Source organism: Sphingobacterium sp. UBA5670 (assembly GCF_002420705.1).
Lineage (GTDB): Bacteria > Bacteroidota > Bacteroidia > Sphingobacteriales > Sphingobacteriaceae > Sphingobacterium.
Map to the genome: position 1 here is coordinate 1 of NZ_DIIM01000016.1, position 15739 is coordinate 15739.

The window sequence follows — 15739 nt, forward strand, 5'->3', positions numbered from 1 at the left end:
CTTCGTTTAAATACTTTCGTACTTCCCTTGGCGTCATTGTGCCGTAGCGGTGTAACGCATCATTATGCCCTTTAATCATATCACTTAAACCGGGTGCTCCCTTATTTATCCCAAGCTGCAAGATGCAGGATGAGTTCTGGATAATCGGATCGCGGCATGATAAGAACATTTGAAAATGTTGCTGAACTTCCTTTACCTCCTCTGATCCCTTAACACTATCTCTGCTGAAGGGGACGTCGCCCTTATGTATGTATACCTGCAACTACAGCATGATTTGTGGAGAAGTGGATCCCGCTTCTATTTACCATCCTGAATATCGAATGGTATGGGGCGAGCTTTGATTGGCCCCTAACGATATATTATGCAGCAAGGGAGACTGGTGACGGGGCTTCTTTCAGATGGTGTAGCTTTAACTTTAGCATGAGGACAGCCCAGCTAGTTCTAGTACCTAGTCCCCATGGTTCGATTATAAAAGCTGATATGTACAGGAACTGGATATTCCTCATTCAAATCCTTTGATACAAGAGATTTAGATTTATAATTTTGAGTTTTGAAACGTGAGCTACATCAAAGAAATCTTTTTGAGACACAAAGCTCATTCCCTAGAAAGTCTCCCTTTATTGACCTATCATTAGTATTTTTACTAGATATTATCTAATTTAGTTGTTATTACGTTGTATTATGATGAAAGTAAAAGAGGTATTGGTTTTTGGCTTTTTGATCTTGTTCTTTTTAAAAGATAATCGATTGAATGCGCAAAGTAAAGCTTTAGACGATGGTGTGCTACGTATATTGGCTATCGGTAATAGTTTTTCGGAAGATGCTATTGAACAGAATTTATATGAATTGGCGAAAGCTGGGAAGAAAAAGATCGTGATCGGCAATCTCTATATTGGTGGCGCTCCTCTAAGTTTGCATGTCAGTAACGCAAAAGAGGATAAACCAGCCTATCGCTACCGCAAAATCAATCTTGACGGACAAATGTCCGAGAAAGCAAATGAGCGTTTATCTGAGGCGCTTATCGATGAAGCATGGGATTATATTAGTTTTCAGCAAGCGAGCCCATTATCCGGAGATTATGATTCATACGCCAAGGATTTACCGCTTTTATATGATTACGTTAGAAAACATGTCATATTCCCGGAAACTCAATATATATTGCATCAGACTTGGGCTTACCAGAACGGTTCATCTCATGAGGGATTTGTTCGTTATAACCGCAGTCAAGACAACATGTATAAGGCCATTACTCATACTTCGAAGGAGGTCTTTAACTGGGGTAGTTTTAGTCTATTGGTTCCTTCGGGTACAGCTATTCAAAATGCACGTTCAAGCTTTATAGGTGATCATTTTACGCGTGATGGCTATCACTTGAATTTGAATTACGGGCGTTTTGTTGCCGCTTGTGCCTGGTACGAGTCTTTGTTCCATGAAAATGTGATGAACAATAGCTTTTTACCGCTTAAGGTCACCTATGTTGAGGGGGAGATTGCTCGGGAGGCAGCACATAAGGCTGTGGAGTCCCCTTATGCCGTTACGGTATTAGAAGATTTTCAATTAATGTATTAATATTTATATGAGTATCAAAAAGAGCTATTTGATCGAATTGGATCATGAAACAAAAAATACCAAACGTATTTTAGAACGGATTCCAGACAATAAACTGGATTGGCGTCCACACGAGAAATCGATGAGCTTGGGAGAATTGGCAGCTCATGTTGTGGAATTACATAGCTGGGTACATAAGGCAATACCAAAAGATGTATTTGATTTTAAAGTGGATTATTCGCCGCTCAAAGTGTCTTCGGTGGATGAATTAAAGACGATTCTATCGGCAGGGCTGGAAGCCAACAAGGCAACAATTGAGAATATTGCTGAAGCAGATTGGTTTAATGAATGGGTGTTGAAAGCAGGAGATTACGAGATTGCACGTTTGCCACGTGCTGGAGCGATACGTTTTATTGTCAATAATCATATTGTTCATCATCGTGGTCAGCTGACCGTCTATTTGCGATTATTGGATATTGCTGTACCGGGTTTATATGGACCATCGGCAGACGAAGGAATGCCTAGTTAGTGCGATGATTTGTTAGATTGTTTAAGAACAAAAAAGGGAATCAAATTTGATTCCCTTTTTTATATGGTTGATGGTCTAATTATTTAGCCAATTCTTCTGCGATTGCTTTTCCAATTTCAGCTGGAGATTCAACAACACGAATACCACACTCACGCATGATTTTCATTTTTGCAGCAGCAGTGTCATCTGCACCACCTACAATTGCACCGGCGTGTCCCATACGACGTCCTGGAGGCGCTGTTTGACCTGCGATAAATCCAACAACAGGTTTAGTACCATGTTCTTTGATCCAACGAGCAGCTTCAGCTTCCATTCCGCCACCGATTTCACCAATCATGATGATCGCTTCAGTTTCAGGGTCATTCATTAATAATTCAACAGCTTCTTTCGTTGTTGTACCAATGATAGGGTCACCACCAATTCCGATTGCTGTTGTGATACCTAATCCTGCTTTTACAGTTTGATCTACGGCTTCGTAAGTTAAAGTTCCAGATTTAGAAACAACACCTACATTACCTTTTTTGAAGATAAATCCTGGCATGATACCGATTTTAGCTTCACCTGCAGTGATGATACCAGGGCAGTTTGGACCGATCAAACGAGAGTTTTTGTCGCTCAAGTAAGATTTTACTTGGATCATGTCTTTTGTCGGGATACCTTCTGTAATACAAACAATCACTTCGATACCAGCAGCGGCAGCTTCCATGATCGCATCTGCAGCAAATGCTGGAGGTACAAAGATAATAGAAACATTAGCTCCTGTAGCGTCTACCGCATCTTGAACAGTATTGAATACAGGACGGTCTAAGTGTTGTTGACCACCTTTACCAGGAGTAACACCACCAACTACATTTGTTCCGTACTCAATCATTTGAGTAGCATGGTAAGTACCTTCGTTTCCAGTGAAACCTTGAACGATTACTTTTGAATCTTTATTAACTAATACACTCATTTCTTCTTTAAATTTTGCACACAAATCTACTATTTTGCTTTCTAAAATGGAAGCAATGTGAATAGTAATGTGACCTTTATTGATAAATTTTTAATTGAGATTGCGTTTTTGGATAAAATCCCAAAGAATAATGCCAATTGCGACAGACACGTTTAGGGAATGTTTGGTTCCATATTGAGGGATTTCAATGCAGGTATCAATTTTTTCCATGACTTCTTCATCGACTCCATTGACCTCATTTCCAAAAATCAATGCATATTTTTTTTTATCTTCGGGTTCAAAGCGATGTAACATGACGCTGTCATCTGCTTGCTCGATAGCAACAATAACGTAACCTTCTGCCCGAAGCTGATCGACCACGGTAATTGTATCTTTGTGGTATTCCCAAGAGACTGATTGAGTTGCCCCAAGCGCTGTCTTTTCGATTTCACGGTGGGGAGGTGTACCCGTAATACCACATAGATATATTTTTTCAATAGCAAATCCGTCTGCAGTACGGAAGGCTGAGCCTACATTATGCATGCTCCGTACATTGTCCATAACGATTGTGATAGGAGTTTTTTCTTGTTTTTTAAACGATTCAACGTCTGTACGTTGAAGTTCATCCATCGATAATTTTTGCATGTCGCAAATATACTAAACCTAAAAAATAAAATAGATTTTGAATATTGAAAATAAGGTGTTATTTTTGCAGTCCGAATTACAAGAAAAAATTGAATAAAAATTAGCTAAAAAAAATGGCAAATCATAAATCAGCGATCAAAAGAATTAGAGCAAACGCTACTAAACGTTTAAGAAACCGTTACCAAGCAAAAACTACACGTAACGCAATCAAAAAATTACGTCACACTACTTCTGCAGAAGAAGCAAAAACATTATTACCACGCGTAATTTCTATGCTTGATCGTTTGGCAAAGAAAAATGTGATCCACAAGAAAAAAGCTTCTAACAACAAATCTAAGTTAACAAAATTCGTTAACGGTTTAGCGTAAGCTGTTTGTATAGATATAGAGGGGTACAGCTCGCTGTATCCCTTTTCTTTATGTTATATACTTTGGATTTCTCTTTCCAAGCGAATGGTTAATAAAAAAGCATCGAAAATCGATGCTTTTTTATTGATGTATTTATTTTATAGGTCAGAAAGAATCTTCAGCTCGCTTTCACGACCATTGATGCTTTCAAAGGCATGAAGGTTTTATTTTAAATCTTCCCACGGTATAATCTTATTGCTGCAAATTTGGAAGTAACTCTGCAATGACCTTTTTCAATTTATTGGGATCCTTCATATAAGGTTCCAAGTCATAAAGCTCAACCTTTTTGAAATCAATTGGATGACTTTCGCTTTGGAGTGAAATTGTACCTTTATTTAAAAGCTGACCATCTTTTTTAACTTTAGGGTCGAAATCGGTCACATTTCCACCTCCAATTTGAGGTTTGTTATATTGCAGAACAACCTTATTCTCGATGATATGTTGGACCAAGGAGTCTCCCAATACCAAGAAATCTGCTGTTACCCATTGATCACCGGCATAAGTTTTTGATGTCGAACTAATGCAATGTGGCGTAAAGAGTTTATTGTCGATCACAACGTTTGTGCCTGGTGTACAAAGGTTGCTTGTGGTCCGTTCGTCCTTGCCATTTCCACCCAACAATTGCCCTTCGATAGATATTGGAAAGTCTTGATCTACACCCATGGTATTAGGATCTTGTCCATGTAGCATAGCTCCGCTATTACGCCAAGCCCAACCTTCACCACCATTCACCTGTTCACCGACAAATCTGTAAGTAACACGCAGCAAATAAGCAGAGAATTCTTTATTGTAGAACAAGTGGCCATACTGAAAATTGAAATTATCATAACCATCATATCTTACCTTGAGTAAACCGTCTTCTACACGAAATGTATTTTTATAATTATCCCCAACTTTGTGGTTTCTGATTTTTGGGGTCCAGTTCTTCAAATCTTTCCCATTAAATAACTGAATGGGTTTGGGTTTTTTATCTTGAGATTTGGCAAATAAAGAAGTGCTAAGCAGTAAAATTCCAGCACTATAAATGATATGTTTGAATTTCATCCTGAATTAGGTTTATTGACCTAAATTAGGTAAACATTTTTAAATAAGCAATTCTTTTTGTTTGACATATTCGCTTGGACGGATGCCGACGACCTTATTGAACGTGTTACTAAACGTGGGGAGGCTATTGTACCCGACTTTGAGCGCAACTTCATTTACACTTAGTTTTTCGTCCAAAAGGAGCTTTAGAGCGGTCAGCATTCTGAGTATCGTGTAGTATTGGATAAAAGACATATTTAATTCTTTTTGAAATAGTCTGGCTAATGTACGTTCACTAATGTTAAATAATCCGGCAAGTTTTTTAAAGCTGACATTTTCCTCTATATTCTCTTCGAGGTAAGTGACGATATCCTTTAATTTCTGATGATTAGGATAGGGTAGGGCTAATGGAAGCTCATGTAGTGATAATTCCGGCAGGATAAGTTTAAATGCTGTAGCTATACTATATTTAGGTTCTTCGACCGGAAAGATATTGCCATTCCAGCGATTTGTAAACATAATCAGCTCTATCAAAAGATCATTGACAGGATAAATTCCCATTTTACTATAAAATGGTGCGTCATTATTAGTTTTTGGAAAGTACAAATTACGCATAACGACCTCAGGGGTACTTGGATGAATACTATGTCTTACGCCGGCTGGAATCCACAAATAATGACGGGCAGGCAGAAAATATGATTTTTCCTCCGTTTTGATAAATACTACACCACCTTCTGTATATAAAAATTGATCTTTATCGTGGCAATGCTCTGAAATATGGTTCTCTGCTATAATAGCGTGGTGACAGTAAATGCTATCTTCAAACGAGTCGACCTCCGTCATATAATAACGGTTGACATATTTAGCATCTGTTGGTATATCTTGTGTATTCATTTTAACCTATATACTATGCAGCAAAGGTAAGATTTTTTTACTAGACAGCGCCTTTACTTCTTGAAAGTGAGTGTATGCTTACATTAAAATTGCAATTAATCGGCTAGAGAGTTAGTATTTACTTACTTTGGTTTTCCTTTTATTATTGTAAGTTGTTTGTTTTCAGCGTGATATATATTATCAATCAGTGTGATACAAAATATTTTTTTATTAAGGTTTGTTGTATATTTTTGATTTGTAGCGAGTTGTCTATTTTAAGTCGCGTTTGGATAACTTTGTGTCGAATGATAATAAATATGCAGTTGAAAAAAAAGCTAAAATTGTTTGGTTAAGAGGTTGGAAAATATACCAAAGAACTTTTCAAATAAAGGAAATATATAGGTTTCAATTTCTTAAGTTTACAATAATGGAATAAAATCAAACTATAACAATATGGCTTACGAAAGAATAAAAGTTCAAAGCTTACATGATAAAGTGATTACAGCGGAAGAAGCTGCTAAACTATTTCAAAACGGAATGGTCGTTGGTTCAAGCGGTTTTACCAAAGCTGGAGACAGTAAGGTAGTGTTACCCGCTTTGGCTGAGCGAGCGAAAGTCGAGCCGTTAAAAATAACCTTAATTACTGGGGCTTCGCTGGGACACGGAACAGATGGTAAATTAGCGGAAGCAGGGGCGCTATCCAAACGGATGCCTTTCCAGGTTGATCGTATTCTACGTAATAAAATTAATGCTGGTGATGTATTGTTCATAGATCAGCATTTAAGTGAAACTGCAGAGCTTCTTCATAACAGGAATTTACCGCAGGTGGACATTGCCGTTTTGGAAGTTGCTGCAATAGAATCGGACGGGAGTATCGTGCCAACGACTTCAGTAGGTAACTCTGCAACCTTTGCTGCTTTGGCTAAACAGGTTATTTTAGAAGTAAACACAGCAATACCTACGACTATCAAGGGGATACACGATATCTATCAGGCCGAGGATTACCCACGTCGTAATGTAATTCCTATCGTAGCGCCAGAAAATAAGATTGGGCGGAAGACTATCCCCTTAGATGCGAGTAAGGTAGTGGGGATTGTTTTTACCAATGAGCTTGATAGTCCTGCTGACATTGCTGAACCGGATACCAAAACAACCGCGATAGCCAACCATATCTTGCAATTCTTTGAGAATGAAGTAGAATTAGGTCATTTGACAGAAAGTCTGATGCCACTTCAAGCGGGCATTGGTAAGGTTGCTAATGCTGTGTTGACTGGATTCATACATAGTAAATTCCGTAACTTGACCATGTTTTCGGAGGTATTGCAAGATAGCACCTTTGATTTAATTGATGCCGGAAAACTGGATTTTGCTTCTGCTTCTTCCATTACTGTCTCTGAAGAATGTTATTCAAGAGTGTTCGATCATTTGGATCGATACCGTGATAAGATTGTATTGCGTCCACAGAACATTTCCAATACACCTGGACTGATTAAACGTTTGGGCATCATCGCGATCAATACAGCTATCGAGTTCGATATTTATGGAAACGTAAATTCCACCCATACTTCAGGAACGAATATCATGAACGGTATTGGTGGGTCTGGTGATTTTGCCCGTAATGCTTATTTGAGCATCTTTGTCACGCAGGCTGCATCCAAAGGGGATGCAATTTCTCACATTGTTCCCATGGTTTCACATGTAGACCATACCGAACACGATGTTGATATTTTGGTAACAGATTATGGCTTGGCCGATTTACGTGGTTTAGCACCTCGTGAGCGAGCGAAAGTAATTATTGAGAACTGTGTACATCCTGATTATAAAGAACAGCTTTTTGACTACTATAATCGCGCGTGTGAAAGAGGAGGCCATACCCCACATTTGTTGGAGGAAGCGTTTAGTTGGCATATCAATCTTCGTGAAAAAGGAACAATGAAAAAAGACCAATAATCTAGGGCCAGCCTGGCTATTGTCTAAAGGCATAAAAAAATGCGGAGTTCAAAATTAAACTCCGCATTTTTTTATCTTATTGCCAGCCGCTGTAACTTTTTTGATCCGGCGAAGCTCCTAATTTGTGCGATTGAGAGCAATCGTAATTTTTGTCCGAAACCATTCTCCGGTTTCTGGAGATTCCATTGTTTTACTGTAGGCAGCAACAAGTTCGGTATAGAATTTTGCTCATGTTTTGGCGCCTCTGCCAATTCTCTGCTTCACATGAAAATCTGCTGAACTGGATAAAGAAATCAGCAAACGAAACATGATGTCTACGTAAGTTGCTGGTAGAGCCCCTGAGCAGCGAATTCTACAAGCGAAAAACTAACTTTCTTTTTCAGTATGTTTTATCCATGGAGATGATCCAATCCTTATTGTTGATCTTTATAAAGATTCCAATAATTAAAGTCTGTCATTGGAGCATCCGTTATTCCAATAGACCGGCCCATTGTGACGATCTGTCCTCTATGGTATGTGCCGTGAAGGATAAGTTGTTGTATGTATTCATACTTCGTGAAATCGCATTGAAACCATGGTGATTCCACTTTGATATTTTTTTCCAGATCTAATTCAGATAACTTTTGTACATAGGCTATAAGTTGAGCTGAGCTTCTTTTTAGAGCTTCAAATATTTCTTCTTTTGTCGATAGCTTTTTTTCAAAATCAAAATCATTGCTTTCTGAAATATGGCTCCACCAGTATTCCTGTGTCTGCAAGATATGGTTCAAGGTTTGTAAAATGGTCGGAAAGCTTGAGGGAACCTCTTGGTTAAGTTGCTCCTCCGATTTATCAGCTAGCCAATTTATATATTTGTTGACGACCCAATTGTTATACTCGACGCTTTTAGTAACTAATGTTTTTAAACTCATAATTTCGGGATAGAATGGCGTTTAGTGAATTGTTTACTAAATATAAATCCTTTTTCGAAAAAATGTATATTAAATTTCTCGGTCGCCTGTTTAAAAACCAGCTTTGGCAATTTTTATTTTCTATACAATCATGGCTGATATAAAGTTGTAATTTTTCAGCGTAACTTATTTGCAATAAATAGAAAGTATTGTTCATATTTTCTATATTTATTTTGCAGTATATCTCGCAATAGCAGAAAGGTTTAGCTTTTGCGCATGTAAGCAAGCTACGATTAAAAGATCCAACAGCTGCTTTTGCAGTATTGAACTAACCAATATAAATTAATATGATAAAAGTAACGCACTGTTTTCTTTCTCTAATGACCATGTTATTTATAAACATGGGATACGCCCAAGTTAATTATTTACAGGAATCCAAAAAGGATTTCGACAAACGGATGCAATGGTTTAGAGAGGCAAAGTATGGAATGTTTATTCATTTTGGGCTTTATAGTCAACTCGGAGGAATATATAAAGGGAACTCCACCAAAGGATATGCTGAGTGGATACAATCGGAAATGAATATTCCGAAGAATACGTATTCAGAACTAATCAATACATGGAACCCCAAAGACTTTAATGCCGACAGTATTGTTCGATTGGCTAAGGATGCTGGTATGAAATACATTGTTCTGACTACTAAACACCACGAGGGATTTTGCTTGTGGGATTCTCCCTATACAGATTACGATATTGCTTCGACGCCAATGAGTGGAAGAGATCTGGTAAAGGAGTTATCTACAGCCTGTAAAAAAGCCGGAATCAGATTTGGTACTTACTATAGCATTATCGATTGGCACCACAATTCACAATATGTTGATCCCAAGGGTAAAGGTGATTGGGGGCAGATACTGATGAAACCGGAACAGAAGGCTGCTTATATTCAATACATGAAAAATCAATTGAAGGAATTGGTTGATAAATATGATACAGATATCCTTTGGTTTGACGGAGACTGGGTGAATTGGTGGGATATGGCCGCAGGGGAGGATCTGTACCAATATCTACGCAAATTGAAACCCTCTCTTATCATTAATAACCGCGTAGCAAAGCGTGATCAATTTAAGCGTGATTTTGGAACGCCTGAGCAAGAACATCCGGGAGCTGCATTGGATTACGACTGGGAAGCCTGTTATACCCTAAACAATTCTTGGGGATACAAAAAGTCAGACAATAATTGGAAATCTCCAATGGATGTAAATAACAAGCTGCACGAGATCAATGAAAAAGGTGGAAATCTGTTGCTCAATATTGGGCCTGATGCGAATGGAAATGTACCCATAGCCAGTAGGGAAATTTTGTTAAAAGCTGCGGCGGAGCGGAAAAACAACCAGACTTTATAATAATCGCTGATTATCGATTTTTGACAAAGGCTATAGGAAAAAAAGAATGTTATTTAATCTTACTTATCAACAGCTATGAAAACAAAACACATTTTAGTTCTGGTGCTGATCACCATGTTATTGGGGGTTCAGCACCGTGTAAAGGCAGATCCACCTTTTCATAAAAAAGGGATGATCAAGGTCTCGATCTTTTATCCAAATGGACCTGGAAAGACATTTGATTGGAGCTATTATATCCCTCAACATATTGCGCTTGTCAAACAAGTTTACGGTAAAGCATTGAAAGGTGTAACTATTGATAAGGGACTTTCGGGACGTAGCTCGGAAGCTGGACCAACTTATTTAGCAATTTGCCATTTATACTTTGATTCGATTGCAGCCTATCAGGATCCTTTAAAAGAAAATGGGAAAAAATTTGCTGAAGATTTTCCAAAATATACGAATATTACTCCAGAGGTACAGATTAGTGAAGTTATTCAATAGAACATTAGTTGACTGGACGAAATATCATAGTTCATATTCATATGATCTATGGTATGGATACACGAATAGAAAAGTCGTCTGTGCATTGCAAACGACTTTATTTTATGACCTTAACCGCTTTGCTATATATGCAGTTTATATCCGGTATAGTCCTGCTAGAAATTAATATGAACGACTAAATTATGAAGAGATCTCTCATGCTATTCCCTAAATTATTATTTATTGGCTTAACCTGTGCCGTTACCCTTGGTGTGTATGGGCAACAGTCTGGCTCGGTCAAACGCATTTATATCAGCACAAAAGGAAGCGATCGAAACCAGGGGACTATAGATAGTCCCTATGCCACAGCCGACGCTGCACTGCGCTCGGTAGAAAAATATAAAAACGGGAAAAATACCCCAGGCATCGAAATCATTTTTATGGCTGGGACTTATCAGCTGGACAAGCCGATCCAGATGTCCGCCGTAGTATCGGGTACAACAACACATCCCTTGCGGATCAAATCCGCAGATGGAGCAAAGGTTATACTGAGTGGTGCCAAATCTCTTGACCTCAAATGGCAAGAAGGTGATCACGGTATTTGGGCAGCCAAGGTGCCCAGAGGAACAAACTTCCAAAGTTTATATGCTAATGATAAGCATCTTGTCCGGGCACGTTATCCAAACTATGATCCCACTGTCTTGCCATTTCAAGGTTATGCTGCAGATGCATTAAGTCCCGAACGTGTAGCAACCTGGAAAAACCCTAAGGGCGGAATTGTACATGCTTTGCATGCTGGTCGCTGGGGAGGATTCCATTATGAGATTACAGGAAAAGATGGCTTATCAACAGTTACACTTGAAGGTGGACAGCAAAATAATCGTCCCAGCAAAATGCACGAGACCTATCGCTTTGTAGAGAATATTTTTGAAGAACTCGATACCTTTCAGGAGTGGTATCTGGACGAGCAGGAAGCAACATTATATTTTATGCCGGCTAAAGGAATTAATCCGAATCAACTGAAGTTTGTGGCTCCACAATTGGAAAATTTGATCAACCTGTCTGGATCATCTTCCAATCCAGTACATGATATTGAGGTTAGTGGCCTTTGCTTTATGTATACTGCTCCAACCTTTATGAAAACAGCCGAACCCTTATTGCGCAGTGACTGGACGATCTACCGACAAGGGGCCTTGATGATTGAGGGTGCTGAAAACTGTACCTTCCGTGCGAACGATTTTATTGAATTAGGCGGGAATGCAATTTTCGTTAATAAGTACAACCGAGGTCTAAAGATTGAAGGCAACCGGATCGAACAGGTCGGCGCTGGGGCAATCAACTTTGTAGGAGATCCGGAGGCGGTCCGTTCACCTTCATTTCGCTATGAAAAATTTGTTCCGTTTGACCAAATGGATACCATCAAGGGACCAAGAACCAATAATTATCCCAAGGACTGTGAGGCCAGCGACAATCTGATTCATAACATTGGATTGATTGAAAAACAAGTTGCAGGCGTACAGGTTTCTATGGCTGAATCGTTACGGATTTTGCACAATACTATTTACAATGTGCCCCGTGCGGGTATCAATGTAGGCGATGGCACCTGGGGAGGTCATGAGATCGCCTATAACGATGTCTTTAATACGGTCTTGGAAACCAGTGATCATGGCGCTTTCAATTCTTGGGGACGCGACCGGTTTTGGCATCCCAATCGCAAAGAGATGGATGAACTGACGACGAAACATCCGAATTTAATATTGCTTGATGCAATCAAAACAACCAAAATTCATGACAATAGATTTCGATGTGATCACGGTTGGGATATTGATTTGGACGACGGATCTTCCAACTATGAGATCTACAACAATCTCTGTTTAAGCGGAGGATTAAAGCTTAGAGAGGGATTTTATCGCAAAGTATATAATAATGTGATGATCAACAATGGTTTCCATCCGCATGTCTGGTTTCAGCATAGTCATGACGTCTTCCGTAATAATATCGTGATGCAGTCCCATCAGGATATCCAGGTCAAATATTGGGGCGAAGAGGTAGACCATAATATCTATGGACTGCAGGGTGACTTAGAAAAAGATCAGGCGAAAGGCATAGAAAAAGATGGTCGTGTTATTCAATTGAACTTTACGAATCCTGCACATGGCGACTTCCGATTGAAGAACTGGAAAGATCAAGGTTTTAAGAATTTTGATATGCTGCATTTTGGAGTTATCAGTAAAAGACTTAAAACTCTTTCCGCTAGTCCTGAAATACCGCAGCCGATCCAATCCTTGGCAAAGGAGCAGGGGGGCAGGTGGACCTGGAAGTCGGGCTTATTTAAATCTGTGGAGACCTTGGGCGAGCAGTCGGCTGCCGGCCTACCCTCGGTAAACGGCGTGCTTCTACTCCAGTTGGATGAAAAAAGCAATCTTTATAGAAGCGGTTTGCGTGTCGGTGATGTTGTATTGAATTATCAGGGCGAGAAAATAGATCAATTAATAGACCTGCAACAAGCGATTAAAAAGCATGTACACGCTGACAAGCCAAAGGTGTTAATTTTTAGAAACCAACAACAGCAGGAATTAACCCTGCAGCTGTAGTAAATTTTCTATGGGCTGATTGAAATATAGCATTGTAGTTGGACATGCGCTACAGCTCTTGTGATAATTTAGCATTAAACTAAGGTAGTTTTGATAGATCGAGCATCTTATGACGATACTTTTTTATTAATAATTTTTATTTCCATTGGGACTATAGAGCATCTTGGTTGTCATTATAGCAGTGTGTCAACATTTAATGGAGTAGACACATGATAATAAATTCTTATTCGTATTAATGATATATAAGGCTGTACAGCACTCATGTGTTGGCAGCCTTATTGTTTTAATTCCGAAAGAGATCTAATAAAAGAGGGTAATGGTGAGGCACATGAAAGTATAAAGCAGCAATTATTTAACGGGCTATAATAAACGCGAGAAGCTTGAAAGTCTAAGTATAAAAGCAGAAGAAAGTAAATACAATGCGTAGTGGTGAATGTAAGTGAAGCCATAACTATAGCTGTAAAGATGAGGACGCAACTTCGCTGGTATTGGATGATCTAGCCTAATTTCTTAAACTGGCTTAAGTTTAAACTGTCTTTGTTCTCTTAAATTTGATTGATATAATTTTATCTCATGTATAGTCAACTATTTGTACGTTTAGCTGTGTCTACAGCATTTTTATCTGCTGTGGCAGATCGTTTGGGCCTTTGGGGAGCACCAGGAGCAGCTCATGTTTCCTGGGGAAATTGGGCCAATTTTGTGGCCTATTCCAATACGCTTAATTTTTTTGTGCCTGAATCTTTCGGTAATGTACTTGCTATCGGTGCAACATTCTTAGAGGTTATTTTAGCGATCTTGCTGCTGGTTGGCTATAAGTTGCGTTTTAGTGCATTAATTGCTGGTATTCTGTTGATTAGCTTTGCGATGGTAATGACCCTATCGTTAGGGATCAAATCGACTTTTGATTATTCGGTCTGGGTAGGAGCGGCTGTCTGTTTTCTGCTGCGTAGCGCTGATAACTTTCCGTTTAGCATAGACCGGTATATTGAACTTCGAAAAAAGTAAATGGATAGACAAAGAATGGAACGATGGTTTTCTCGTATTTAATTGTATTTATAAATGCCTAAAAAAGCCGCTAAAACAAAATGGTTTAACGGCTTTTTTAGAATTACATTTCCTTTAAGTTTACCTCTTTCTTTTCACCATCTTTGTCAATAGTGACATGTTTTTCAACATTGGCTTTGTCGACATAAGAGGACCTAGCTGTACCATAATTTGTCGTGGAACCTGTATAGCCCCAATAGTTATAATAATTAGTATAGCCCGATACATAGGAATAGTTGTACGAATTGGTAAAATCGAAGCTGGCCATAACGACATAGGCACCAGGCATGAGGTCTGCAAACTCGAAATGGCCTTCATCATCATATACCTTCGCTTTTTTAACAGCATAACCGAAATCAGGATCTAATGGAACTTCCTGAACCTTTTTCTGTTTACGGATCATTTTATTGACTTCCAGCCATTCTTCGTAATAGGCAGAGTTGGCAAAAAGAGTAATTTCTGTCCCTTTTGGAGCATATTGCTTTTTGGCTGTATTCACGAGTCCGCCAAGTCTTTTTCCGGAACTGGATCGTGCGTAGGCAGTTCCGATAATAACACTGTTCCCCTGGGAAATTTGCTGGGCGGCTTGTTCTTTGTTGAATCTATTTTTAATAGGTTGATAGTCCAGTTCCTCATTTACCGTAATTTCCCACTTGCCATTTCCCATAGACATTTCCCTTTGCCATAATCGATGATCTTTCTTATCGATGACGTAATTATAGATGGCTCCGGTACTTTCTTCTAAAAGTGTGACCAGCCAGCTGTTGTGCTTGCCTGTTTTTGGCGAACCATAACTGTAGCTCTTTACTTCCTTGATAGTATAGTCTTCGACAAAAATGTCCGAATCACTATTGTAATAGAATTGCGGGATGCGCGCTTTATAACCAACGTCTAAAGGTAGGGCTGAAATCATGTGGTCGGTCCAGTTAAAATCGACAAACGATCTAGTTGGCTTTAAGTTGATCTTTTTTTCCTTTTTGGTTTTCTTCGAATAATAATTACCTGTAATTGTTTCACCAAAGTTGAGGTTCACTTTTGTTTCCTTGCCATCACTGGTATAGCTGATAGGCTGAAGTGTTTTTGCATCAGCGACAGTCGTGCGGATGGAGGTCCAGGCGTTATCCTTGGGAACATAGGTATTGGTTAAGGTCAGTTGATTGTTGGCGGCTACAATATCGTAGGTCAATGATCCTTGTTTGTCCCAAGTGTTATCTTTGACATAATAGACCGTATATAGTGATTTTTCTGGTTTTATATTACTGGTATTGATATCCCCGCTACCTGGACTGACGGTCTTTTGACACAATCCTGTAACAGGAAATAGGCCTATTCCCAATACAAAGGCATATAATTTCATATATGTGAACTATAGTTAATGAAAAAACAAGTTGTTTTCTTGTTCGATTTATTTATCTAAGGTAATAAAAAAGATTTTTATTT

Annotated in this window: 15 protein-coding genes; 8 read left to right on the forward strand and 7 right to left on the reverse strand. The window is 38.9% G+C overall.

What is annotated here, in order from left to right:
- A partial coding sequence (locus B3C94_RS12935) for a hypothetical protein (RefSeq protein WP_293904268.1) occupies nucleotides 1-262 on the reverse strand: 262 nt, incomplete at its 3' end.
- A gap of 419 nt (nucleotides 263-681) precedes the next feature.
- Here B3C94_RS12935 and B3C94_RS12940 point away from each other — a divergent pair.
- Both B3C94_RS12940 and B3C94_RS12945 read left to right on the forward strand, forming a co-directional pair.
- Nucleotides 682-1569 carry a DUF4886 domain-containing protein gene (locus tag B3C94_RS12940; RefSeq protein WP_293904270.1) on the forward strand — a complete coding sequence of 296 codons (888 nt, stop codon included), beginning with the start codon at nucleotides 682-684 and terminating at the stop codon, nucleotides 1567-1569.
- Between the two features lie 7 nt (nucleotides 1570-1576).
- The gene (locus tag B3C94_RS12945; protein WP_293904272.1) at nucleotides 1577-2077 is read left to right on the forward strand and encodes a DinB family protein; all 501 of its coding nucleotides are present in this window, start codon (nucleotides 1577-1579) and stop codon (nucleotides 2075-2077) included.
- Nucleotides 2078-2156: 79 nt separating this feature from the next.
- Here B3C94_RS12945 and sucD read toward each other — a convergent pair whose 3' ends face one another.
- Both sucD and B3C94_RS12955 read right to left on the reverse strand, forming a co-directional pair.
- Complete coding sequence (sucD, locus tag B3C94_RS12950) at nucleotides 2157-3029, reverse strand: succinate--CoA ligase subunit alpha (RefSeq protein WP_046671644.1); 873 nt, start codon at nucleotides 3027-3029, stop codon at nucleotides 2157-2159.
- Nucleotides 3030-3119: 90 nt separating this feature from the next.
- On the reverse strand, nucleotides 3120-3653 hold the full coding sequence (locus tag B3C94_RS12955; protein ID WP_293904274.1) for an RNA methyltransferase: 534 nt from the start codon (nucleotides 3651-3653) through the stop codon (nucleotides 3120-3122).
- Between the two features lie 113 nt (nucleotides 3654-3766).
- On the opposite strand from B3C94_RS12955, the gene rpsT reads away from it, so the two are divergent.
- The gene (rpsT, locus tag B3C94_RS12960; RefSeq protein ID WP_046671646.1) at nucleotides 3767-4021 is read left to right on the forward strand and encodes a 30S ribosomal protein S20; all 255 of its coding nucleotides are present in this window, start codon (nucleotides 3767-3769) and stop codon (nucleotides 4019-4021) included.
- A 231-nt stretch (nucleotides 4022-4252) separates the two neighbouring features.
- On the opposite strand, the gene B3C94_RS12965 is transcribed toward rpsT, so the two are convergent.
- A complete protein-coding gene (locus tag B3C94_RS12965; protein ID WP_293904279.1) occupies nucleotides 4253-5104 on the reverse strand; it encodes a 3-keto-disaccharide hydrolase in 852 nt (283 codons plus the stop codon).
- A 39-nt stretch (nucleotides 5105-5143) separates the two neighbouring features.
- A complete protein-coding gene (locus tag B3C94_RS12970; protein WP_293904281.1) occupies nucleotides 5144-5977 on the reverse strand; it encodes an AraC family transcriptional regulator in 834 nt (277 codons plus the stop codon).
- A 432-nt stretch (nucleotides 5978-6409) separates the two neighbouring features.
- Here B3C94_RS12970 and B3C94_RS12975 point away from each other — a divergent pair, with 432 nt between their 5' ends.
- Nucleotides 6410-7906 (forward strand): acetyl-CoA hydrolase/transferase family protein, encoded by a 1497-nt coding sequence (locus tag B3C94_RS12975; RefSeq protein WP_293904283.1) that lies wholly within the window; start codon nucleotides 6410-6412, stop codon nucleotides 7904-7906.
- A gap of 413 nt (nucleotides 7907-8319) precedes the next feature.
- Here B3C94_RS12975 and B3C94_RS12980 read toward each other — a convergent pair whose 3' ends face one another.
- Nucleotides 8320-8817: a DinB family protein gene (locus tag B3C94_RS12980; RefSeq protein WP_293904285.1), complete on the reverse strand. Its 498-nt coding sequence runs from the start codon at nucleotides 8815-8817 to the stop codon at nucleotides 8320-8322.
- Between the two features lie 326 nt (nucleotides 8818-9143).
- Here B3C94_RS12980 and B3C94_RS12985 point away from each other — a divergent pair, with 326 nt between their 5' ends.
- From B3C94_RS12985 to B3C94_RS13000, 4 genes are all read left to right on the forward strand, one after another.
- Nucleotides 9144-10199, forward strand: coding sequence for an alpha-L-fucosidase (locus B3C94_RS12985; protein ID WP_293904287.1), 1056 nt, complete (start codon nucleotides 9144-9146; stop codon nucleotides 10197-10199).
- 75 nt (nucleotides 10200-10274) lie between these two features.
- Nucleotides 10275-10682: an EthD family reductase gene (locus B3C94_RS12990; protein WP_293904289.1), complete on the forward strand. Its 408-nt coding sequence runs from the start codon at nucleotides 10275-10277 to the stop codon at nucleotides 10680-10682.
- A gap of 182 nt (nucleotides 10683-10864) precedes the next feature.
- The gene (locus B3C94_RS12995; protein ID WP_293904291.1) at nucleotides 10865-13255 is read left to right on the forward strand and encodes a PDZ domain-containing protein; all 2391 of its coding nucleotides are present in this window, start codon (nucleotides 10865-10867) and stop codon (nucleotides 13253-13255) included.
- Nucleotides 13256-13828: 573 nt separating this feature from the next.
- A complete protein-coding gene (locus tag B3C94_RS13000) occupies nucleotides 13829-14260 on the forward strand; it encodes a hypothetical protein (protein WP_293904293.1) in 432 nt (143 codons plus the stop codon).
- Nucleotides 14261-14363: 103 nt separating this feature from the next.
- Here B3C94_RS13000 and B3C94_RS13005 read toward each other — a convergent pair whose 3' ends face one another.
- Complete coding sequence (locus B3C94_RS13005) at nucleotides 14364-15656, reverse strand: hypothetical protein (protein WP_293904295.1); 1293 nt, start codon at nucleotides 15654-15656, stop codon at nucleotides 14364-14366.
- Nucleotides 15657-15739: the final 83 nt, after the last annotated feature.